This window comes from Pseudomonas sp. Gutcm_11s, assembly GCF_028649395.1.
Taxonomy (GTDB): domain Bacteria; phylum Pseudomonadota; class Gammaproteobacteria; order Pseudomonadales; family Pseudomonadaceae; genus Aquipseudomonas.
The window spans coordinates 302,156-324,439 of sequence record NZ_JAQSUW010000017.1; the positions used below are offsets into that span (position 1 = coordinate 302,156).

General features: G+C 64.5%; 18 protein-coding genes and 2 pseudogenes. 14 read left to right on the forward strand and 6 right to left on the reverse strand.

The annotated features are described in order from the left end of the window. Positions 1 to 9: 9 nt before the first annotated feature. From ssuC to PTT45_RS19905, 3 genes are read left to right on the forward strand one after another with little or no spacing between them, the layout of a single operon-like run. Complete coding sequence (ssuC, locus tag PTT45_RS19895; protein WP_273815694.1) at positions 10 to 804, forward strand: aliphatic sulfonate ABC transporter permease SsuC; 795 nt, start codon at positions 10 to 12, stop codon at positions 802 to 804. Beyond that, positions 801 to 1,601, forward strand: a complete 801-nt coding sequence (ssuB, locus tag PTT45_RS19900; RefSeq protein ID WP_273815695.1) for an aliphatic sulfonates ABC transporter ATP-binding protein — start codon at positions 801 to 803, stop codon at positions 1,599 to 1,601. Before ssuC ends, ssuB begins: the two co-directional genes overlap by 4 nt. Before the next feature lie 56 nt (positions 1,602 to 1,657). After that, entirely contained in the window at positions 1,658 to 1,873 is a 216-nt protein-coding gene (locus tag PTT45_RS19905) for a TOBE domain-containing protein (protein WP_043312198.1), read from the forward strand. A 110-nt stretch (positions 1,874 to 1,983) separates the two neighbouring features. Here the strand turns inward: PTT45_RS19905 and PTT45_RS19910 are convergent, their stop codons facing one another. Then, on the reverse strand, positions 1,984 to 4,254 hold the full coding sequence (locus PTT45_RS19910; RefSeq protein ID WP_273815698.1) for a putative bifunctional diguanylate cyclase/phosphodiesterase: 2,271 nt from the start codon (positions 4,252 to 4,254) through the stop codon (positions 1,984 to 1,986). A gap of 169 nt (positions 4,255 to 4,423) precedes the next feature. On the opposite strand from PTT45_RS19910, the gene desA reads away from it, so the two are divergent. From desA to PTT45_RS22470, 3 genes and pseudogenes are all read left to right on the forward strand, one after another. Then, positions 4,424 to 5,608 carry a delta-9 fatty acid desaturase DesA gene (desA, locus tag PTT45_RS19915; RefSeq protein ID WP_273815700.1) on the forward strand — a complete coding sequence of 395 codons (1,185 nt, stop codon included), beginning with the start codon at positions 4,424 to 4,426 and terminating at the stop codon, positions 5,606 to 5,608. Between the two features lie 262 nt (positions 5,609 to 5,870). Continuing rightward, positions 5,871 to 6,581, forward strand: a pseudogene (locus tag PTT45_RS22465) (PAS domain-containing protein); the annotation flags it as partial. A gap of 99 nt (positions 6,582 to 6,680) precedes the next feature. After that, positions 6,681 to 7,121 (forward strand): annotated as a pseudogene (locus PTT45_RS22470) (methyl-accepting chemotaxis protein); the annotation flags it as partial. 60 nt (positions 7,122 to 7,181) lie between these two features. On the opposite strand, the gene aguA reads toward PTT45_RS22470, so the two are convergent. The 5 genes from aguA to PTT45_RS19945 form a co-directional block, all read right to left on the reverse strand. Further along, entirely contained in the window at positions 7,182 to 8,288 is a 1,107-nt protein-coding gene (gene aguA, locus PTT45_RS19925) for an agmatine deiminase (protein ID WP_273815703.1), read from the reverse strand. 50 nt (positions 8,289 to 8,338) lie between these two features. Further along, on the reverse strand, positions 8,339 to 9,220 hold the full coding sequence (aguB, locus tag PTT45_RS19930; RefSeq protein ID WP_273815705.1) for an N-carbamoylputrescine amidase: 882 nt from the start codon (positions 9,218 to 9,220) through the stop codon (positions 8,339 to 8,341). Positions 9,221 to 9,493: 273 nt separating this feature from the next. Further along, the gene (locus tag PTT45_RS19935) at positions 9,494 to 10,135 is read right to left on the reverse strand and encodes a TetR/AcrR family transcriptional regulator (RefSeq protein WP_273815706.1); all 642 of its coding nucleotides are present in this window, start codon (positions 10,133 to 10,135) and stop codon (positions 9,494 to 9,496) included. 96 nt (positions 10,136 to 10,231) lie between these two features. Further along, positions 10,232 to 11,287, reverse strand: coding sequence for an extracellular solute-binding protein (locus PTT45_RS19940; protein WP_273815707.1), 1,056 nt, complete (start codon positions 11,285 to 11,287; stop codon positions 10,232 to 10,234). A 121-nt stretch (positions 11,288 to 11,408) separates the two neighbouring features. Beyond that, the gene (locus PTT45_RS19945; RefSeq protein ID WP_273815708.1) at positions 11,409 to 12,788 is read right to left on the reverse strand and encodes a glutamine synthetase family protein; all 1,380 of its coding nucleotides are present in this window, start codon (positions 12,786 to 12,788) and stop codon (positions 11,409 to 11,411) included. 276 nt (positions 12,789 to 13,064) lie between these two features. Between PTT45_RS19945 and PTT45_RS19950 the strand changes: the two genes are divergently transcribed. The 8 genes from PTT45_RS19950 (at position 13,065) to PTT45_RS19985 (ending at position 22,240) form a co-directional block, all read left to right on the forward strand. Further along, on the forward strand, positions 13,065 to 13,814 hold the full coding sequence (locus tag PTT45_RS19950; protein ID WP_273815710.1) for a gamma-glutamyl-gamma-aminobutyrate hydrolase family protein: 750 nt from the start codon (positions 13,065 to 13,067) through the stop codon (positions 13,812 to 13,814). Between the two features lie 94 nt (positions 13,815 to 13,908). Further along, positions 13,909 to 15,267, forward strand: a complete 1,359-nt coding sequence (locus PTT45_RS19955; RefSeq protein ID WP_273815712.1) for a glutamine synthetase family protein — start codon at positions 13,909 to 13,911, stop codon at positions 15,265 to 15,267. Positions 15,268 to 15,351: 84 nt separating this feature from the next. Then, entirely contained in the window at positions 15,352 to 16,725 is a 1,374-nt protein-coding gene (locus PTT45_RS19960; RefSeq protein WP_273815713.1) for an aspartate aminotransferase family protein, read from the forward strand. Between the two features lie 120 nt (positions 16,726 to 16,845). Next, positions 16,846 to 17,946, forward strand: a complete 1,101-nt coding sequence (locus tag PTT45_RS19965; protein WP_273815715.1) for a polyamine ABC transporter substrate-binding protein — start codon at positions 16,846 to 16,848, stop codon at positions 17,944 to 17,946. A gap of 214 nt (positions 17,947 to 18,160) precedes the next feature. Further along, complete coding sequence (locus tag PTT45_RS19970) at positions 18,161 to 19,255, forward strand: polyamine ABC transporter substrate-binding protein (protein ID WP_273815717.1); 1,095 nt, start codon at positions 18,161 to 18,163, stop codon at positions 19,253 to 19,255. A gap of 56 nt (positions 19,256 to 19,311) precedes the next feature. Further along, positions 19,312 to 20,466: a polyamine ABC transporter ATP-binding protein gene (gene potA / locus PTT45_RS19975; RefSeq protein WP_273815719.1), complete on the forward strand. Its 1,155-nt coding sequence runs from the start codon at positions 19,312 to 19,314 to the stop codon at positions 20,464 to 20,466. Positions 20,467 to 20,483: 17 nt separating this feature from the next. After that, the gene (locus PTT45_RS19980) at positions 20,484 to 21,365 is read left to right on the forward strand and encodes an ABC transporter permease subunit (protein WP_273816042.1); all 882 of its coding nucleotides are present in this window, start codon (positions 20,484 to 20,486) and stop codon (positions 21,363 to 21,365) included. Next, a complete protein-coding gene (locus PTT45_RS19985; RefSeq protein WP_273815721.1) occupies positions 21,362 to 22,240 on the forward strand; it encodes an ABC transporter permease subunit in 879 nt (292 codons plus the stop codon). The genes PTT45_RS19980 and PTT45_RS19985 overlap by 4 nt, the downstream gene beginning before the upstream one ends. Positions 22,241 to 22,284: the final 44 nt, after the last annotated feature.

Below are 22,284 nucleotides of genomic sequence, written 5' to 3' on the forward strand. Positions count from 1 at the left end.
AGCGTTGCCATGTCGACGCACAAGCTACACAACATCGGCCACCGTCTGGCGCCCTGGGCGCTGCCGGTCGCACTGCTGGCCCTGTGGCAGGGCGCTGTGGTCTTTGGCCTGCTGTCCACGCGCATCCTGCCGGCACCCAGTGCGGTGATCGGGGCGGGCTGGACGTTGCTGTCCAGCGGCGAGATCTGGACTCACCTGGCCATCAGCGGCCAGCGCGCGGCCATCGGCTTCGCCATCGGTGGCGGCATCGGCCTGCTGCTCGGCTTCATCACCGGCCTGTCCAACTGGGGCGAGCGCTTCCTCGACAGCTCGGTGCAGATGATTCGCAACGTGCCGCACCTGGCGCTGATCCCGCTGGTGATCCTGTGGTTCGGCATCGACGAGGCGGCGAAGATCTTCCTGGTCGCCCTCGGCACCCTGTTCCCCATTTACCTCAACACCTACCACGGCATCCGCAACGTCGACCCGGCGTTGGTGGAAATGGCGCGCAGCTACGGCCTGAAGGGCTTTGCCCTGTTCTGGCAGGTGATCCTGCCCGGTGCCCTGCCGTCGATTCTGGTTGGCGTGCGCTTCGCTCTCGGCTTCATGTGGCTCACGTTGATCGTCGCCGAGACCATCTCCGCCAGCAGCGGCATCGGCTACCTGGCGATGAATGCCCGCGAGTTCCTGCAGACCGACGTGGTGGTGCTGGCCATCCTGCTTTACGCGGTGCTCGGCAAGCTGGCCGACGTCGCTGCTCGCCTGCTCGAGCGTGCCTGGCTGCGCTGGCACCCGGCCTACCAGGACAAGGGAGGTGCGCAATGACTGCCCTGCACAGCATTCGCCAGGGTATCCCGCTGGCCATCGAGGGCATCCGCAAGGCCTTCGGCGAGCGCGAGGTGCTCAAGGGCATCGACCTGCACATTCCGGCCGGGCAGTTCGTCGCCGTGGTCGGCCGCAGTGGCTGCGGCAAGAGCACCCTGCTGCGCCTGCTGGCCGGTCTGGGCGCGCCCACCGGTGGCCAGCTGCTGGCCGGCAACGGCCTGCTGGCTGCCGCCCGCGAAGACACCCGGCTGATGTTCCAGGACTCGCGCCTGCTGCCGTGGAAGCGCGTGATCGACAACGTCGGCCTCGGCCTGTCAGGTGACTGGCGGCCCCGGGCGCGCGAGGCGCTGGCTGCCGTCGGCCTGGCTGACCGTGCCAACGAGTGGCCGGCCGCCCTCTCCGGCGGGCAGAAGCAGCGTGTGGCCCTGGCCCGTGCGCTGATCCACCAGCCGCGCCTGCTGCTGCTCGACGAGCCGCTCGGCGCCCTGGACGCGCTGACCCGCATCGAGATGCAGCAACTGATCGAAGGCCTGTGGCAGCAACACGGCTTCACCGTGCTGCTGGTGACCCACGACGTGGCTGAGGCCGTGGCCATCGCCGACCGGGTGATCCTGATCGAGGACGGCGAGATCGGCCTCGACCTGGCCGTCGACCTGCCGCGTCCGCGTCACCGCGGCTCGGCGCGCCTGGCCGCGCTGGAGGCCGAAGTGCTCGACCGCGTGCTGGCGCTGCCGGCCACGCCTCCGCAACCCGAACCCGTTTCGCCATTGCCCACGCAACTGCGCTGGGCCCTGTAAGCAAGCCCCCGGCCCGGACTGTATCCGGGCAACCCAAACCGCAAAGGAGCTAGACCATGACCATTAAAGCCATCAACGTCCGCAACCAGTTCAAGGGCAACATCAAGGAAATCGTGATCGGCGACGTGCTGTCGGAAATCGACGTGCAGACCGCAGCCGGCATCGTCACCTCGGTGATCACCACCCGCTCCGTGCGCGAGCTGGACCTGCAGGTGGGCAGCGAAGTGATTGCCTTCGTCAAATCCACCGAAGTGTCGATCGCCAAGCTTTGAGATGGGCTTGCTGCCCGTCGTGAACCGCGTCGCAACGAGGTAGCGGCCACCGCCTCGGCCGTTACTCTCGTTACCCGCCACACCCCGCGCTCTACCCGGGGTAGTCAGATTCAGGCATTGGCCTGCGCCGCCAGCAACTGCTCGGCCGGCTGCGGGCGGCCGAACCAGTAGCCCTGGCCCAGGACGCAGCCGATCTCGCGCAGATAGGCGGCCTGTTCCTCGGTCTCGATCCCTTCTGCCAGCACGCGCAGGCCCAGGCTCTGGCCGAGGGTGATCACCGCGCGGGCGATGGCCGCGTCCTCGCGGTCATGCGGCAGGCCGCGCACGAAGCTTTGGTCGAGCTTGAGCTTGTGCACCGGCAGGCTCTTCAGGCGCGCCAGCGAGGAATAACCGGTACCGAAGTCGTCGATCGCCAGGCGCACGCCCAGCTTGTGCAGCTGGGTGAGCAGCTCACTGGCGCGCTCGGGGTTGTCCATCACTGCGCTCTCGGTCACTTCCAGCTCCAGGCGTGCCGGCTCCAGTCCGGTCTCGCGCAGCACCCGTTCGACGCGCAGGTCCAGCTCGCCGCGGCCGAACAGGCGGCTGGAGACGTTCACTGCGATGAACTCCAGGCTCATGCCAGCCGCCTGCCAGCGGCACATCTGTGCGCAGGCCTGCTCCAGCACCCAGGCGTCGATGGCGCCGATCAGGCCGCTGTCCTCGGCCACCGGGATGAACTCGCCCGGCGGCACCAGGCCGCGCTCGGGATGCTGCCAGCGCACCAGGGCCTCGGCGCCGATCATGCGCTGGTCGTCGAGGCGGTGGATTGGCTGGTAGTGCACGCGCAGCTGGCCTTCTTCCAGGGCCAGGCGCAGCTGGCTCTCCAGGCGTACGCGGATCAGCGCGTGCTGGGTCATGTCCTGGCTGTAGAAGCTGAAGGTCTGGCGGCCGCTGTTCTTGGCGCGGAACAGCGCCGAGTCGGCGTTGCGCATCAGCTGCTCGACGCTGTCGCCGTCGTCGGGGTACAGGCTGATGCCGATGCTGGCGCCGACGAACAGCGGCTGGTCATCGAGCAGGAACGGCTGGCTGAGGCTGTCCAGGGTCTGCAGGGCCAGTTGCGAGGCCTGCTCGGCCTCGGCGCAGTCATCGCAGAGCACGCCGTACTCGTCGCCACCCAGGCGGGCCAGGGTCATGTCGGGGCCGAAGGCCGCGCCGAGGCGCTCGCCGATCATCTTCAGCAGCAGGTCGCCGGTGTTGTGGCCGAGGCTCTCGTTGACGATCTTGAAGTGGTCAAGATCGAGCAGCAGTAGGGCGCCGCGGCGGCCTTCGCGCTTGGCGCGCTGTAGCGCCTGCTCGATGCGCTCGCCGAACAACAGGCGGTTGGGCAGCCCGGTCAGCGGGTCGTGGTGGGCGAGGAAGTCCAGCTCGTGCTGCGAATGCTTGATCGCGCTGACGTCGGAGAACACCGCCACGTAGTGGCTGAGGTGACCGTTCTCGTCGTGGATGCTGCGGATGCACTGCCACATGGGGAACACTTCGCCGTTCTTGCGCCGGTTCCAGATCTCGCCGCTCCAGGTGCCGCGGGTGCTCAGGGCGTGCCACAGGCTCTGGTAGAAGGCAGGGTCGTGGCGCCCGGACTTGAACATGCTCGGCGACTTGCCCAGCACGTCCTTGCTCTCGTAGCCGGTGATGCGGGTGAAGGCCGGGTTGACGTGGCTGATGTGCAGGTCGCGGTCGGTCACCAGCACGCCTTCCAGGGTGCTGTCGAACACGGCGGCGGCCTGGCGCAGGCTGTCTTCGTCGGCGCGGCGCTGGGTGATGTCGCTGGAGGTGCCGATGAAGCGGTGCGGCTGGCCCTGGTCGTCCAGCAGCAGGCGCCCGCGGGAGTACAACCAGCGGTAGTTACCGTCGCGGTGGCGGATGCGGAAGATGCTCTCGTAGTAGGGCGTGCGGTCTTCGATCAGCGCGCGCAGGCGCTCCTCGGCGAGATGGCGGTCCTCCGGGTGCAGGCGGCCGAGCCAGGCGTCGCGATCCGCGCCGAACTCCTCGGGGCGGTAGCCGAGCAGCTCGCAGTAGCGCGCCGAGTAGAAGACGCGGGTGCTCTTCATGTCCCAGTCCCACATGCCCTCGTCGGCGGAGTCGAGGGCCAGGCTCAGGCGCTCCTCGCTGCTGCGCAGTGCCTCGCGCGCCAGCTCCTGCTGGCTGCGGTGCTGGGCCAGGGCGGCATACAGGACCAGGCCGGTGATCAGGACGAAGGCGAAACCCTTGAAGGTCTGGTAGTGGGCCAGGGCCTCGCGGTCGAGACCCAGCCACAGCAGCAGGGCGTCGCTGCAGAGAATCCACAGGGCGGCGACGATCAGGTAGAGGAGCGAGAGCTGCAGCGGGCTGCGCTGGAGTTTCATCAGAACTGGGTAGGCCTTGGCGGGTGTGAGCTGCCGCACATTATAGATAAGTCGCCATCCAGCGCATTCTCGTCTAACGCTGCACTGGCATTCTCCCCCCGCTTGGGGATAATGCCGGGGAGGCTGGGTTTACAGTCGTTCTCTCTATCCCCGCGAGGCTACACCCTTCATGTGGTACAACGGTTTTCTCGATCTGTCGCCATGGCAACTGGTGGCGGTCACCCTCGTGCTGACCCACATCACCATCGTCAGCGTTACCGTCTATCTGCACCGCTATTCCGCGCACCGCTCGCTGGAACTGCACCCCGCGCTCAAGCATTTCTTCCGTTTCTGGCTGTGGATGACCACCGGCCAGAACACCCGCGAGTGGACTGCCATCCACCGCAAGCACCACGCCAAGTGCGAGACCGCCGATGACCCGCACAGCCCGGTGATCAAGGGCTTGGGTACCGTGCTGCGCAAGGGCGCCGAGCTGTACCAGGAAGAGGCGAAGAACGAAGAGACCCTGCGCATCTACGGCAAGAACTGCCCGGAAGACTGGATCGAGCGTAACGTCTACTCACGCTTCCCTATGGGCGGCATCATCCTCATGGCGATCATCGACCTGGCCCTGTTCGGCGTGCTCGGCATGACCGTGTGGGCGATCCAGATGATGTGGATTCCGGTGTGGGCCGCAGGCGTGATCAACGGCCTGGGCCATGCCGTCGGCTACCGCAACTTCGAGTGCCGCGACGCCGCGACCAATCTGGTGCCCTGGGGCATCCTGATCGGCGGCGAGGAGCTGCACAACAACCACCACACCTACCCGAACAGCGCCAAGCTGTCGGTGAAGAAGTGGGAGTTCGACATGGGCTGGGCCTGGATCAAGCTGTTCAGCTGGCTGGGCATGGCCAAGGTGCAGCGCGTGGCGCCCATTGCCCACCGCGTCGAGGGCAAGCACAACCTGGACATGGACACCGCCATGGCCATCCTCAACAACCGTTTCCAGATCATGGCGCAGTACCGCAAGCTGGTGATCAAGCCGCTGGTGCAGCAGGAACTGGCCAAGGCCGACGAGTCGGTGCGCCACCTGTTCCGCCGCGCCAAGCGCCTGCTGTCGCGCGAGACCAGTCTGCTCGACGAGCAGCACCATGCGCGCATCAGCGAGCTGCTGGCGCAGAGCCAGGCGCTCAAGGTGATCTACGAGAAGCGCATCGCCCTGCAGCAGATCTGGGTCAAGACCAGCAGCAACGGCCACGACATGCTCGAGGCGATCAAGCAGTGGGTGCACGAGGCCGAGGCCAGCGGCATCCAGTCGCTGCGTGACTTCGCCGAGCAGCTGAAGACCTACTCGCTGCGCCCGACCGCGGCCTGAGTCGAGCCGCTGCCGAAAAGCCCGCCAACAGGCGGGCTTTTTTGTGGTCGGAATATTTGTTGGCGCCGGGTGCGGGGCCGGCAAGGCGGGCTACGCTGAATGTATCAAGATGTTGCGCGAAATGCCGATGGCCAGGGAACGGCGTTGCTTGGTCGATCACTAGCCGTACTTCTCTCAACGGATGACGAGGTCGAACATGTTCGGTTCTTCTGTGCGTAACGAGTTGTCGCAGTGCCAGTCGCAGCTATTTGCTTCCGAGCAGATGCTCGCTGCCATTCGCGGCGGCATGGCGCTGATCGAGTTCAGCCCGCAGGGCGAGATTCTCGATGCCAATGCCGCCTTCCTCTCCACCATGGGTTATCGCCTGGAGGAGATTCGCGGCCAGCACCACCGCATGTTCTGCTCCCAGCAACTGCTTGGCAGCCCGGATTACGCGCGCTTCTGGCAGCGCCTGGCCCAGGGCGAGAGCTTCAGCGACCGCTTCATGCGCGTGGCCAAGGGCGGGCGGGAGATCTGGCTGGAGGCCAGCTACCTGCCGGTGCGCGATATGGGCGGGCAGGTGTGCAGGGTGATCAAGGTCGCCACCGACATCACCGCCCAGATCGAGGCCGAGCATCAGCACAGCAGCCTGCTCAACGCCATCAGCCGCTCCATGGCGGTCATCGAGTTCAACCCGGACGGCACCGTGCGCGAGGCCAACGACAACTTCCTCCACACCATGGGCTATCGCATGGAGGAGATCCGCGGCCAGCACCATCGCATGTTCTGCGAGGCCGGGGAGGCAGGCAGCGAGGGCTATCGCCGCTTCTGGCAGCGCCTCAACCAGGGCGAGTTCATCTCCGACCGCTTCAAGCGCATCGCCAAGAATGGTCGGGTGATCTGGCTGCGGGCTACCTATAACCCACTGTATGACGCCAACGGCCGCCTCAGCGGGGTGGTCAAGTTCGCCAGCGACATCACCTCCCAGGTCGAGCACCGCGAGGCCGAGGCGGCTGCAGCGCAGCTGGCCTTCGATAGCGCCCGCGAGACCGACTCCAGCGCCGTCCGGGGTGCCGGCACGGTCGATGAGGCGGTGCACATGGTGCGCGGCATCGCCGACGAACTGGGCCAGGTGGCGGACAAGGTCGGTGCGCTCAGCGAGCAGTCCGAGCGCATCAGCAGCATCGTGCAGGTGATCCGTGGCATCGCCGAGCAGACCAACCTGCTGGCGCTCAACGCCGCCATCGAGGCGGCGCGGGCCGGCGAGCAGGGCCGCGGCTTCGCCGTGGTGGCCGACGAGGTGCGCAACCTGGCTGCGCGCACCAGCCAGGCCACGGTGGAAATCAACGAAGTGGTGCGCCTCAACCACGAGCTGGCGCAGCAGGCAGTGGGCGGCATGGATGGCAGCAAGGTCAAGGCGGAGCAGGGCGTGCAGCTGGTCAACCGTGCCGGCGAGGTGATGCTGTCCATCCGCAACGAGGCCCAGCGTGTGGTGGATGCCATCGGCCAGTTCACCGAGGCCATGCAGGACTGAGTGCGGCCTTCGCCGCCATGAAAAAAGCCCGCCGATTGGCGGGCTTTTGCGTTGCAGGGCTCAGCGCTGTTGCGGCGCCGGCTGCTGCTGGGTGATGCAGTGGATGTTGCCGCCGCCGAGGAGGATCTCGCGGCCGGGCACCATCACCACGCGGTGCTCGGGGAACACGCGCTGGAGGATGGCGCGGGCCTCCTCGTCCTTGGCGTCGTCGAAGCTCGGCGCAACGATGCCGCCGTTGACGATCAGGAAGTTGACGTAGGAGCCGGCCAGACGGATCGACGGATCACGTTCCTGGGTGCCCTCGGCGGCGTCGACACCGGCGCACTCTTCCTCGGTCGCGTGGATCGGGCCGGGGATCGGCATCTTGTGCACCACCAACTGGCGACCCTTGGCGTCACGAGCAGACTCCAGCACCTTCATCGCCGCCTGGCAGCGCGGGTAGTTGGGGTCATTGACGTCATCGGTCCAGGCCAGCAGCACTTCGCCTGGGCGCACGTAGCAGCAGAAGTTGTCGACGTGGCCGTCGGTCTCGTCGTTGAACAGACCGTCCGGCAGCCAGATCACGGTGTCGACGGCCAGGTGCTCGCGCAGCACCGCTTCGATCTCTTCGCGAGTCAGGTGCGGGTTGCGGTTCTTGTTGAGCAGGCATTCCTCGGTGGTGATCAGGGTGCCTTCGCCGTCGACATGGATCGAGCCGCCTTCGAGCACGAAGCCCTCGGTGCGGTAGCGGTCGCGGCGCTCGATCTCGAGGATCTTGCTGGCCACCTGGTCGTCGCGCTGCCACGGCCAGTACAGGCCGCCGTCGAAGCCGCCCCAGGCGTTGAAGCCCCAGTCCACGCCGCGTACTTCGCCGCTGCCGTTGGTGACGAAGGTCGGGCCGGTGTCGCGCACCCAGGCGTCGTCGGTGGTGATTTCCACCAGGCGAATGTCGCTGCCTTCGAGGCGCGCGCGGGCGTTCTCGTACTGGCCGGCGGAAACGCAGATGGTCACCGGCTCGAACTCGGCGATGGCGCGGGCCACGGCGGTGAAGGCAGCCTGTGCCGGCTTGCCACCGAGGCGCCAGTTGTCCGGGCGCTCGGGCCAGACCATCCAGGTTTGGCTATGCGCTTCCCATTCGGCGGGCATGCGGAAGCCGTCGGCGCGCGGGGTGCTGTTCAGTGTGGTCATGGCAGTGGTCCGTAAGCTGGGCGCCGGCCCTCGTGGGGCTGGCGGGTGGATTACTCGGAAGCCTGTTGGCCGTCCAGGGTCTTGAGGGGATCGTACAGGTTGGGGCGACGGTCGCGGAATACGCCCCAGGCGCTGCGCACGTGCTCCAGTTGGTCGAGGTCGAAGCTGTGCACCAGCACGCCTTCCTCGGTCTCGCCCAGTTCCTCGACCTTCTTGCCGAACTGGTCGGCGATGAATGAGGAACCGTAGAAGGTGATGTCGTAGCCGTCCTGCTCCTCGCGGCCGATGCGGTTGGCGGCGATCAGCGGCATCAGGTTGGCGCCGGCGTGGCCCTGCTGCACGCGCTGCCAGTGGTCGCGCGAGCTGATGCTCGGGTCATGCGGCTCGCTGCCGATGGCGGTCGGGTAGAGCAGCAGTTCGGCGCCGAGCAGCGCCATGCTGCGCGCCGCCTCGGGGAACCACTGGTCCCAGCAGATTCCCACGCCGATCTTGGCGTAGCGGGTGTTCCATACCTTGAAGCCGCTGTCGCCGGGGTTGAAGTAGTACTTCTCGTGGTAGCCGGGGCCGTCCGGGATGTGGCTCTTGCGGTACACGCCGAGGTTGCTGCCGTCGGCGTCGATGATCGCGATGCTGTTGAAGCGCGCCCGCCCTGCGCGCTCGAAGTAGCTGATAGGCAGCACCACCTGCAGCTCGCGGGCGAGCCGCTGGAAATGCTGGATGGCCGGGTTCTCGTCGGTCGGCGTGGCCAGCTGCAGGTAGTCCGGGTTGGGCTTCTGGCAGAAGTAGGGCGTCTCGAACAGCTCCTGGATCAGGACGATCTGCGCGCCCTTGGCGGCCGCCTGACGCACCAGCTTCTCGGCGGTGGCGATATTGGCGGCGCTGTCCCAGGAGCAGGCCATCTGGGTGGCGGCGACGGTAACGATGCGCGACATGAGGCACCTCGCAGGAGCATTTGAGAGGTCATCTGACACTAGCAGAGACCCATGGCGGCGCCCGGCGTATTGTTTACGCGAGTGGCGGATGCCTGACTTTATATTCGATAAAAATCGGCTTTGAAAGCGAATTTTTATCCGCTCAGGCGAAATCACACTGTTTAGATAGATAAATATCCAATGCTTAAGGCGTACGGAGCCAGCTGGACTGCAGCGCAGTGCGGTGACTGACTCGTATGGCCGGCGATAACGAGAAGGCCGATAGTTATCGGCTCACTCCTGGGGGAACTGGCGCCTGGGCAGGGCGGGCGGCAGGTACAGGGCCAGGTAGGCGTCGAACACGCGCATGCCTTCCTCGGCCAGGCGCGGGGTGATCTCGCCATGCAGCTGCACCGAGCGGGCGTAGACCCGGTCGCCGAGCTCCATGGCCAGGGCGAACACGTCGACGTCTTCCGGCAGCTGCGGCAGCGGGAAGTGGCGATCGAACAACGCCTGCATCAGACGGCCCAGCTCGAGGTCGTGCTGGCGATCGGCCTGGGTCACTTCGGACAGGCCGTGCTGGGCCAGTATCAGCTGGCGCGCTGCGCTGTCGCCGGCGTAGATGGCCAGCATGCGCTGCTCGATGATCCGCGACAGGTCGCGCCAGTCGTGCAGGGCGGCGTGCTCCACCGGCTGCAGCAGGCAGTCGCGGAAGGCCGCGTGGATGTCGGCGGTCAGCGCTTCCAGCAGGGCCGGCACGCTGGCGAAGAAGTGGTACACGGAAGAGGGTGGGATGTCCGCGCGCTCGGCCACCGCATAGATGGTCAGGCCGGCGAAACCCTGGCTGCTGAGCAGTTCGCGCGCGGCCGCAAGGATCAGTTCGATGCGTGCCTGGCTGCTGGCGCGAGGCTTGCGGGCGATTGCGGTGCGGGTCATGCCGGTCTCCTGTCCGTGGCAGGCGCTATTGGACGCCAGACGGACAGGGGAGGCAAGCCACTCGTCGGGAGGGGGCTGTCGAGCGAGCCGGACCGCTTAGCCGCCGTCGCGGAAGCGGGTCCAGACCTCGTCGCGGGCGTTCTTGGCCTTGTCGGTCAGCGGCGTCAGGGCGAACAGTCGGCCCTTGGCACCATCCAGGTTGCGGCCCAGCTGGTCGCGCAGCTTGGGTTCGAGGAACTGCTGGGCGTCGCTGTTGGCGCTGGGGTAGAGGGTCTCGCTGCTGATCAGTGCGGCGACCTGCGGTTGCATCAGGTAGTCGATGAACTTGTGCGCCAGGTCCGCACGACGGGCGCTGGCCGGGATCACCAGGTTGTCGATGAACAGGGTCGAACCTTCATCCGGTACCACGAACTGCACCGGCTGGCCGGCGTCGCTGGCGCCCAGGGCGTCGCCGACCCAGGCCACGGCCATGCACAGCTTGCCCTGGTTGAGGTCCTCGATGTAGCGCTCGCTGTCCACGTAGCGCAGGTTGGGGCGCAGGCCCTGCAGGGCTTCGCCGGCCTTCTGGATGCGCCCCGGCGAGCTGTTGGCGAAGCTGCGGCCCTGGTAGTTGAGCAGGCTGTACAGCACCTCGTCCGGTGCATCCAGCACGCTGATGCCGCAGCCATTGAGCTTGGCGCTCTGCGCCGGATCGAACAGCAGGCTCCAGCTCTGTGGCAGCGGGCCGCCATAGGCGGCTTCGGCCTGCGGCGTGTTGATCGCCAGGCCCACGGCGCCCCACAGGTAGGGCACGGCGTAGCGGTTGCGCGGGTCGACCGCGGCCAGCTTGCTCAGCAGCTGCTTGTCCAGGTGCGTGCGGTTGGGCAGGCGACTGACGTCGAGCGGCTGCAGCAGGCCGGCCTTGATCAGCGGCGGCAGGTCGTTCTGCGAGGGCACGGCGATGTCGATGCTCTCGCCGCTGGCGAGGATCTTGTCGAGCTCCTCGGCCGAGGCATAGGTGTGGTACTCCACCTCGATGCCGGTGGCCTTGGTGAAATCGGCCAGCACCTGGGGCGCGATGTAGTCGTTCCAGTTGTACACGCGGATGCTGTCGGCGGCGGCCGCCAGCGCGGGGGTGAGGCTGAGCAGCAGCGGAGCAAGAATGCGAAACATGACGACCTCCTTGGCAAGTGTTGGGCATGGCTCCGCCGCCCCGCGTTAGGTGGTGGCGGACAAGCGGGCGCTGGTGGCAGATAAAAGAACGCCGGCACTAAGGCCGGCGTTGGGTGTTGCATCAAACGGTATGCAGATACCAGTTGTATTCGAGGTCGGAGATGGTGGTCTCGAACTCCTGCAGTTCAGCTTCCTTACAGGCGACGAAGATGTCGATGTAGTCCGGGCTGATGTACTTGTTCAGCACTTCGCTGTCGTCCAGCTCGCGCAGGGCATCGCGCAGGTTGTTCGGCAGGCTCTGTTCCAGCTGTTCGTAGGAGTTGCCTTCGATCGGCTCGCCCGGGTCGACCTGGTTGGTCAGACCGTGATGGATACCGGCGAGGATCGCCGACATCATCAGGTACGGGTTGGCGTCGGCACCGGCTACGCGGTGCTCGATGCGCACGGCATCGGCGCTGCCGGTCGGCACGCGGACGGCCACGGTGCGGTTGTCCAGGCCCCAGCTCGGCGCGTTGGGCACGTAGAACTGCGCGCCGAAGCGGCGGTACGAGTTGACGTTGGGGCAGAGGAAGGCCATCGACGCCGGCATGGTCTCCAGGACACCGCCGATCGCGTGACGCAGTGCGGCGTTCTCCTGGGGGTCATCGCTGGTGAAGATGTTCTTGCCGGTGGTCTTGTCGAGCAGCGAGATGTGCACGTGCAGGCCGTTGCCCGCCTGGCCCGGGTAGGGCTTGGCCATGAAGGTGGTGTCCATCTCATGGTCGTAGGCGATGTTCTTGATCAGGCGCTTGAGCAGCAGGGCGTAGTCGCAGGCCTTGATCGCGTCTTCGGTGTGGTGCAGGTTGACTTCGAACTGCGCCGGGGCGCTTTCCTTGACGATGGCGTCGGCCGGGATGCCCTGTTCCTTGGCCGCTTCCAGCATGTCCTGCAGGCAGTCGACGTATTCGTCGAGGTCGTCGATCAGGTACACCTGGGTCGACTGCGGGCGCTTGCCCGACATCGGCGAGCGCGGCGGCTGCGGACGGCCGTTCACGTTCTCCTGGTCGATCAGGTAGAACTCCAGTTCGAAGGCCGCGCAGATGCGCAGGTTCATCTCGTCGAACTTGGCCACGACCTGGCGCAGCACTTCACGCGGGTCGGCGAAGAACGGCTTGCCGTCCATCTCGTGCATGGTCATTAGCAGCTGCGCGGTGGGGCGCTTCTGCCAAGGCTCGTTGCACAGGGTATTGGGGATCGGGAAACAGATGCGGTCGGCGTCGCCGATGTCCAGGCCGAGGCCGGTGCTTTCGACGGTGGAGCCGTTGATGTCGAGGGCGAACAGCGAGGCGGGCAGGTTGATGCCCTTTTCATACACCTTATGGAGGCTGTTTCGTTCGATGCGCTTGCCGCGCACAACCCCATTCATATCAGCAATTAGAAGGTCAACGAACTGGACCTCAGGATGTTCCTTGAGGAACGCGTTCGCTTCGTTGAGCTGAACGGCACGCGGGGGTACCGACATGATGCAACACCTTTTTTGTTAAAAATTTCAATCATTCATTCTTACAGCCCTGAGTCAATCTCAATCGCCATGGGCTGTCAATAGCGGGCCATTTTGCCCTGAAACGGGGCTCGATGGCCAGTTTTGGGGCATTTCAGGGTTTTCTGGCCGGCCTCAAGCCCCTGTGGCGTCTAGCGCTCAGCGGCCTGTGTTCAATTTTTTACAGCCCTATTGTGTAATAAATTGAACAAGGCTAATCTCGGCCTCACCTGACAACAGCATAAGAACGGGTGTCCCATGTTGCGCCTGCCGATCATCGGCGTCACCGCCTGCACCAAGCAGGTCGGCCTTCATCCCAACCATATAGTCGGCGACAAGTATGTCCGCGCAGTAGTGGTTGGAGCCGGAGGGCTGCCCCTGGTGATTCCGGCGCTCGGTGAGCTGATCGATCTCGACACCCTGCTGGCCAGCGTCGATGGCCTGCTGTTCACCGGTTCGCCGTCCAATGTCGAGCCCCATCATTATAGTGGCCCGGCCAGCTCGGCCGGCACTCATCACGATATTGCCCGCGACGCCACCACCCTGCCGCTGATCCGCCGTGCCATCGATGCCGGCATCCCGGTGCTGGGCATCTGTCGCGGCTTCCAGGAAATCAACGTGGCCTTCGGCGGCAGCCTGCACCAGCGCGTGCAGGAAGTGACCGGGATGATGGACCACCGCGAGCCGGCCGACGAGCCGGTCGAGATCCAATATGCCCCCCGCCACGTCGTGCGCGTGCAACCGGGTGGCGTGCTTGCCGGCATCGGCTTGCCGAGCGAGATTCAAGTCAATTCCATTCATGGCCAGGGCGTTCAGCGTCTGGCGCCGGGCCTTCGCGTAGAAGCTCTGGCGCCTGACGGGTTGATCGAAGCCTTCTCCGTCGAAGGTGCGCCGAGTTTTGCACTCGGAGTGCAGTGGCACCCCGAGTGGCAGGTACGATCCAACCCGAATTATCTCGCCATCTTCCAGGCCTTTGGTGAGGCTTGCAGGAAGAAGGCGGGGCAATAGCTGAGTAGGTGAGCACCCGGCGAGCGGCGAATCCACACGGGTTCGCTAGGCTCTAACCGGTCCGCAGTAGCCGCTCTACAACCCTGAGGTCTTTATGACTAGCAAGCTCGACCAGCTGACCAGCTGGCTGAAAGAACGCAAAATCACCGAAGTTGAATGTCTGATCAGCGATCTTACCGGCATTGCCCGTGGCAAGATTTCGCCGACCAACAAGTTTCTCGACGAGAAGGGCATGCGCCTCCCCGAGAGTGTGCTGCTGCAGACCGTGACCGGCGACTACGTCGAGGACGACATCTATTACGAGCTGCTCGACGAGGCTGACATCGACATGTTCTGTCGCCCGGACGAGAACGCCGTGTTCCTCGTGCCCTGGGCCATCGAGCCCACTGCGATGGTGATCCACGACACCTTCGACAAGCAGGGCAACCCGATCGAGCTGTCCCCGCGCAACATCCTCAAGAACATCCTCAAGCTCTACGCCGACAAGGGCTGGAAGCCGATCGTCGCGCCGGAGATGGAGTTCTACCTGACCAAACGCAACAGCGATCCGGACTTCCCGCTGGAGGCGCCGATGGGCCGCTCCGGCCGCCCGGAAGTCGGTCGCCAGTCCTTCTCCATCGACGCGGCGAACGAATTCGACCCGCTGTTCGAGGACGTCTACGACTGGTGCGAGCTGCAGGAGCTGGACCTCGACACGCTGATCCACGAAGACGGCCCGGCGCAGATGGAAATCAACTTCCGTCACGGCGACGCGCTGCACCTGGCCGACCAGATCACCGTGTTCAAGCGCACCATGCGTGAGGCCGCGCTGAAGCATGACGTGGCGGCCACCTTCATGGCCAAGCCGATCACCGATCAGCCGGGCAGCGCCATGCACATCCACCAGAGCGTGGTGGACATCAAGACCGGCAAGAACCTGTTCTCCAACCCCGATGGCACCATGAGCGAGCTGTTCATGCACCACATCGGCGGCCTGCAGAAGTTCATCCCCGAAGTGCTGCCGCTGTTCGCGCCGAACGTCAACTCGTTCCGCCGCTTCCTGCCGGATACCTCGGCCCCGGTGAACGTCGAGTGGGGCGAAGAGAACCGCACCGTCGGCCTGCGTGTGCCGGAAGCCGGCCCGCAGAACCGCCGCGTGGAAAACCGCCTGGCTGGTGCCGACGCCAACCCGTATCTGGTGCTGGCCGCCTCGCTGCTGTGCGGCTACATGGGCATGGTCGAGGGCATCAAGCCGAGCGCGCCAGTCAAGGGTCGTGGCTACGAGCGCCGCAACCTACGCCTGCCGGTGACCATCGAGAGTGCACTGGAGCGCATGGAGGCCTGCAAGGCCGCCGAGAAGTACCTGGGCGAGAAGTTCGTGCGTGGCTACGTCGCGGTGAAGCGCGCCGAGCACGAGAACTTCAAGCGGGTGATCAGCTCCTGGGAGCGTGAATTCCTGCTGTTGTCGGTGTGACCGGAGCGGGCGCGGCATACCGCGCCCGTTGCCACTGATTTCATCGGGCTGCCGCCGGTGGCCCGCGTAATAAAAGGTGTTGTTATGACCAATGCAGTGACCAACCCGAAAACCCGCGAGTGGCAGGCCATGAGCCGTGAGCACCACCTCGCGCCGTTCAGCGACTACCAGCAGCTGCACGAGAAGGGCCCGCGCATCATCACCAAGGCCGACGGCGTTTACCTGTGGGACAGCGAGGGCAACAAGATCCTCGACGGCATGGCCGGTCTCTGGTGCGTGGCGGTCGGTTACGGCCGCGAGGAGCTGGTCGAAGCGGCCGCGGCGCAGATGCGTGAACTGCCGTTCTACAACACCTTCTTCCAGACCGCCCATCCGCCGGTGCTGGAATTCGCCAAGGCCATCGCCGAAGTGGCGCCGGCCGGCATGAATCACGTGTTCTTCACCGGTTCCGGCTCGGAAGGCAACGACACCATGCTGCGCCTGGTGCGCCACTACTGGGCGAGCAAGGGTCAGCCGAACAAGAAGGTGATCATCAGTCGTCACAACGGCTACCACGGCTCCACCGTGGCCGGCGCCAGCCTCGGCGGCATGAAGTACATGCACGAGCAGGGCGACCTGCCGATCCCGGGCATCGTGCACATTCCGCAGCCGTACTGGTTCGCCGAAGGCGGCGACATGAGCCCGGAAGAGTTCGGTATCTGGGCTGCCGACCAGCTGGAGAAGAAGATCCTCGAAGTCGGCGAAGACAACGTCGCGGCCTTCATCGCCGAGCCGATCCAGGGCGCTGGCGGCGTGATCATTCCGCCGGACAGCTACTGGCCGCGCATCCGCGAGATCCTCGCCAAGTACGACATCCTGTTCGTCGCCGACGAAGTGATCTGCGGCTTCGGCCGTACCGGTGAGTGGTTCGCCAGCGAGTACTACGGCAACGCGCCGGACATGATCACCATCGCCAAGGGCATGACCAGCGGCTACGTGCCCATGGGCGGCCTGATCGTCAGCGACAAGGTGTACCAGGTGATCAGTGCCGCCGGTGACTTCAATCACGGCTTCACCTATTCCGGGCACCCGGTGGCGGCCGCTGTCGGCCTGGCCAACCTGCGCATCCTGAAAGAAGAAAAGATTATCGAGCGGGTGCAGAGCGAAACGGCACCGTATTTGCAAAAGCGTCTGCGTGAGCTGGCGGATCACCCGCTGGTTGGCGAGGTTCGCGGAGTGGGCATGCTCGGCGCCATCGAACTGGCGAAGAACAAGCAGACCCGCGAGCGTTTCCCGGGCGAGATGGGCGTCGGCATGATCTGTCGCGGCCACTGCTTCGAGAACGGTCTGATCATGCGCGCCGTAGGCGACACCATGATCATCGCGCCGCCTCTGGTGATCAGCAAAGAAGAGATCGACGAACTGGTGGAAAAGGCGCGCAAGTGCCTCGATCTGACCGCCCGCGCGGTGCTGGTGTAAGGCTTGAGCCAAGGGCTCGACCTTGCCAGACTGCACGGTGCGTTGGCCAGGCTCACCGGAGGGTGCGTCGCTAAGGCGACGCAGCCCCGGATACTTCAAACGACAATGGAGCTAACCCGCATGATCAAGACCTTCGGTAAAACACTGCTCGCCCTTACCTTGGCGGGCACCGTGGCCGGCATGGCGCAGGCCGACGACAAGGTGCTGCACGTCTACAACTGGTCGGACTACATCGCCCCGGATACCGTAGAGAAGTTCACCAAGGAAACCGGAATCAAGGTCGTCTACGACGTCTTCGACTCCAACGAAACCCTGGAAGCCAAGCTCCTGGCCGGCAAATCCGGCTACGACATCGTGGTGCCGTCCAACAACTTCCTGGCCAAGCAGATCAAGGCCGGCGTCTACCAGCCGCTGGACAAGTCCAAGCTGCCGAACTGGAAGAACCTGGACAGCAACCTGATGAAGACCATCGAGGTTTCCGACCCGGGCAACCAGTACGCCTTCCCCTACATGTGGGGCTCGATCGGCATCGGTTACAACCCGGAGAAGGTCAAGGCCGCGCTGGGCGAGAACGCCCCGGTCGATTCCTGGGACCTGCTGTTCAAGCCTGAGAACATCGAGAAGCTGAAGTCCTGCGGTGTGTCCTTCCTCGACTCGCCGACCGAGATCCTGCCGATCGCCCTGCACTACCTGGGCTACAGCCCGGTGAGCCAGGACGCCAAGGAACTCAAGGAAGCCGAAGCGCTGTTCCTCAAGATTCGTCCGCACATCACCTACTTCCACAGCTCCAAGTACATCGGCGACCTGGCCAACGGCAACCTGTGCGTGGCCGTCGGTTACTCGGGCGACGTGTACCAGGCCAAGTCCCGTGCCGAAGAGGCCAAGGGTGGCGTGACCGTGGCGTACAACATTCCCAAGGAAGGTGCCGGTACCTTCTTCGACATGATCGCCATGCCGAAAGATGCCGCCAATCCTGAAGCCGCCTACGCCTTCATGAACTTCCTGATGAAGCCGGACGTCATGGCCGAGATCACCAACTTCGTGCAGTTCCCCAACGGCAACGCTGCCGCTACCGAACTGGTCGACGAGGCGATCCGCAAGGACCCGGGCATCTACCCGAGCCAGGAGACCATGTCCAAGCTGTACGCCTTCCCGGATCTGCCGGCCAAGGTACAGCGGACCATGACCCGCAGCTGGACCACCATCAAGTCCGGCAAGTAACAGACAACAGCGACACCCTCCGGCGGGTGCTCCCGCCGGAGCCCCGCAGGAGGTTCCATGACTCAATTCGACTACCGTTACACACGAGCCCCACACAGCTCCGTGGGCGGGCGGCTGGGCGATTGGCATGGGCGTCAGGGATAGAACAGACCGAATTTCCACCATCCCGGGTCGCACTGCGGCCTGTAACACCAACAAGAAAGAGGACCGACGTGTGCGAATTTCCTTCCGCAAAACCCTGACTGCGGCCGCTGTGGCTCTGGGTTTGGCCGGCGTGGTGCAAGCCGCCCCCAGCGTGCATATCTACAACTGGACCGACTACATCGGCGAGACCACCCTGGCTGACTTCGAGAAGGCCACTGGCATCAAGCCGGTCTACGACGTGTTCGACTCCAACGAGACCCTGGAAGGCAAGCTGCTCGCCGGTCACACCGGTTATGACGTGGTCGTGCCGTCCAACCATTTCCTCGGCAAGCAGATCAAGGCCGGGGCATTCCAGAAGCTGGACAAGAGCCAGCTGCCGAACTGGCAGAATATCGACCCCGCGCTGCTCAAGCAGCTCGATGTCAACGATCCGGGCAACCTGTACGCCGTCCCCTACCTGTGGGGCACCAACGGCATCGGCTACAACGTCGAGAAGGTCAAGGCCGCACTGGGTGTCGACAGCATCGACTCCTGGGCGGTTCTGTTCGAGCCCGAGAACCTGAAGAAACTCAGCAGCTGCGGCGTAGCCTTCATGGACTCGCCGGACGAGCTGTTCCCCGCGGTGCTCAACTACCTGGGCCTCGACCCACGCAGCACCAGCCCTGATGACTACAAGAAGGCCGAGGAAAAACTCCTGGCCGTACGTCCCTACGTGACCTACTTCCACTCCTCGAAGTACGTTTCCGACCTGGCCAACGGCGACATCTGCGTGGCCTTCGGCTACTCCGGTGACGTGTTCCAGGCCGCCGCGCGCGCCGAAGAGGCGGACAAGGGCATCGAGATCGCCTACAGCATTCCGAAGGAAGGCGCCAACCTGTGGTTCGACATGCTGGCAATCCCGGCGGACTCGAAGAACACCAAGGAGGCCCACGCCTTCATCAACTATCTGCTCGACCCGGCGGTCATCGCCAAGGTCAGCGATTATGTCGGCTACGCCAACCCGAACCCCAAGGCGGGCGAGCTGATGGACCAGGAAGTCCGCAACGATCCATCGGTCTACCCATCCCAGGCCGTATTGGACAAACTGTACGTTTCGACCGAACTGCCGCCGAAAATCCAGCGCCTGATGACGCGCAGCTGGACCAAGGTCAAGTCGGGCAAATGAGTTAACTGCCCGGCCGTTGTGGCCGGGCACGATTTATCTTTCCGGGAGTTTTGGAAATGGCTGTTGCCTCCAGCGCCTACAAGAAAGCCCTCGAGGGCAACCAGCAACCCAAAGAGGTGCTGGTCAAGATCGACCGCGTGACCAAGAAGTTCGACGAGACCGTTGCTGTCGACGACGTTTCGCTGACCATCAACAAAGGCGAGATCTTCGCCCTGCTCGGTGGCTCCGGCTCCGGCAAGTCGACCCTGCTGCGCATGCTCGCTGGCTTCGAGCGGCCGACCTCGGGTCGCATCCTGCTCGACGGCGTCGACATCACCGACATGCCGCCCTACGAGCGGCCGATCAACATGATGTTCCAGTCCTACGCCCTGTTCCCGCACATGACTGTGGCGCAAAACATCGCCTTCGGCCTCAAGCAGGACAAGCTGCCGCAGGCCGAGATCGACGAGCGCGTCAACGAGATGCTCAAGTTGGTGCACATGACCCAGTACGCCAAGCGCAAGCCGCACCAGCTGTCCGGTGGCCAGCGTCAGCGCGTGGCCCTGGCCCGCTCGCTGGCCAAGCGTCCCAAGCTGCTGCTGCTCGACGAGCCGATGGGCGCGCTGGACAAGAAGCTGCGCTCGCAGATGCAGCTGGAGCTGGTTGAGATCATCGAGCGCGTGGGCGTGACCTGCGTGATGGTGACCCACGACCAGGAAGAGGCCATGACCATGGCCCAGCGCATCTCCATCATGCACCTGGGCTGGATCGCCCAGACCGGCAGCCCGATCGACATCTACGAGACCCCGGCCAGCCGCCTGGTCTGCGAGTTCATCGGCAACGTCAATCTGTTCGACGGCGAGATCACCACCGACGAAAGCGACCACGCCATCATCAGCTGCCCGCAACTGGACAAGCCGATCTACATCGGTCACGGCGTCAGTACCCGCGCCGAGAGCAAGGCGGTCAGCTACGCCCTGCGTCCCGAGAAGCTGCTGATGGCCACCAGCCTGCCGGCCGACCATGAGCATCCGGAATACAACTGGTGCAACGGCACCGTGCACGACATCGCCTACCTCGGCGGCCACTCGGTGTACTACGTCAAGCTGACTTCCGGGCAGATCGTGCAGTGCTTCATCGCCAACGCCGAGCGCCGCGGCAAGCGCCCGACCTGGGATGACGCGGTAGTGGTGTACTGGGAAGACGACAGCGGCGTGGTACTGCAATCATGAGCAAACTGAGACGCTACCTGCCCAGTGGGCGGCATGCTGTCATCGGCGTGCCGTTCTTCTGGTTGTTCCTGTTCTTCCTGATGCCGTTCTTCATCGTTCTGAAGATCAGCTTCGCCGAAGCCGATGTGGCGATTCCGCCGTACACCGAGATCTACAGCTGGGCGGAAAACCAGCTGTCGATCGTGCTCAACATCGGCAACTACATCTTCCTCACCGAGGACGAGCTGTATCTCGCGGCCTACCTCGGCTCGCTGAAGATGGCCTTCATCAGCACCCTGCTGTGCCTGCTGATCGGCTATCCGATGGCCTACGCCATCGCACGCGCCAGCAAGGAAGCGCAGACCGTGCTGCTGCTGCTGATCATGATGCCGACCTGGACCGCGATCCTGATCCGCGTCTATGCCTGGATGGGCATCCTCAGCAACAACGGCCTGCTCAATGGCTTCCTGCAGAGCATCGGTCTGATCGACTCGCCGCTGCAGATCCTCAACACCAACCTGGCGGTCTACATCGGCATCGTCTATTCGTACCTGCCGTTCATGATCCTGCCGCTCTACGCCAACCTGGTGAAGCACGACCTCAGCCTGCTGGAGGCCGCCTCCGACCTGGGTTCGAGCAACATCAACAACTTCTGGAAGATCACCGTGCCGCTGTCCAAGAACGGCATCATCGCCGGCTGCATGCTGGTGTTCATTCCGGCGGTGGGCGAGTTCGTCATCCCCGAGCTGCTTGGCGGTCCGGAGACCCTGATGATCGGCAAGGTGCTGTGGCAGGAGTTCTTCAACAACCGCGACTGGCCGGTGGCATCTGCCCTGGCGGTGATCATGCTGCTGATCCTGATGGGCCCGATCATCTGGTTCAACCGTAACCAAGCCAAAGAGATGGAGGGCCGCGCATGAAAAAGTTGAGCTTCTCCAATGTCATGCTCTGGGTAGGTCTGACCTTCATCTACCTGCCCATGCTGATCATGGTCATCTACTCGTTCAACGCCTCCAAGCTGGTGACGGTGTGGGGCGGCTGGTCGGTCAAGTGGTACGCCGGCCTGCTCGACAACAGCCAGCTGATGGGCTCGGTAGGGCGTTCCCTGGAAATCGCCCTGTACACCGCGGTCGCCGCGGTGGCCCTGGGCACCATGGCCGCCTTCGTGCTGACCCGTGTCACCCGCTTCAAGGGGCGTACCCTGTTCGGTGGCCTGGTCACCGCGCCGCTGGTAATGCCTGAGGTGATCACCGGTCTGTCCCTGCTGCTGCTGTTCGTGGCCATGGCCCAGTTGATCGGCTGGCCGCAGGAGCGTGGCCTGGTGACCATCTGGATCGCCCACACCACCTTCTGCTCGGCCTACGTGGCGGTAGTGGTGTCGGCGCGCCTGCGCGAGCTGGACCTGTCGATCGAGGAAGCGGCCATGGACCTGGGTGCCAAGCCGTGGAAGGTGTTCTTCCTGATCACCATCCCGATGATCGCACCGTCCCTGGCGGCCGGCGGCATGATGTCCTTCGCCCTGTCGCTCGACGACCTGGTGCTGGCCAGCTTCGTATCCGGTCCGGGCTCGACCACCCTGCCGATGGAAGTGTTCTCCGCCGTGCGTCTGGGCGTGAAGCCGGAGATCAACGCGATCGCCAGCCTGATCCTGCTGACCGTGTCGATCTTCACCTTCCTCGCCTGGTACTTCACCCGTCGTGCCGAGGAGCGCCGCAAGCGCGCCATCCAGCAGGCGATGGAGGCCATGGCCGAAGAGGCTTCCGGCGCCAACTGGAAGCCCGCTCAGGCCGCCTGAGTCGTTCCTGCTGCATGAAAAAGGCCGCCCTAGGGCGGCCTTTT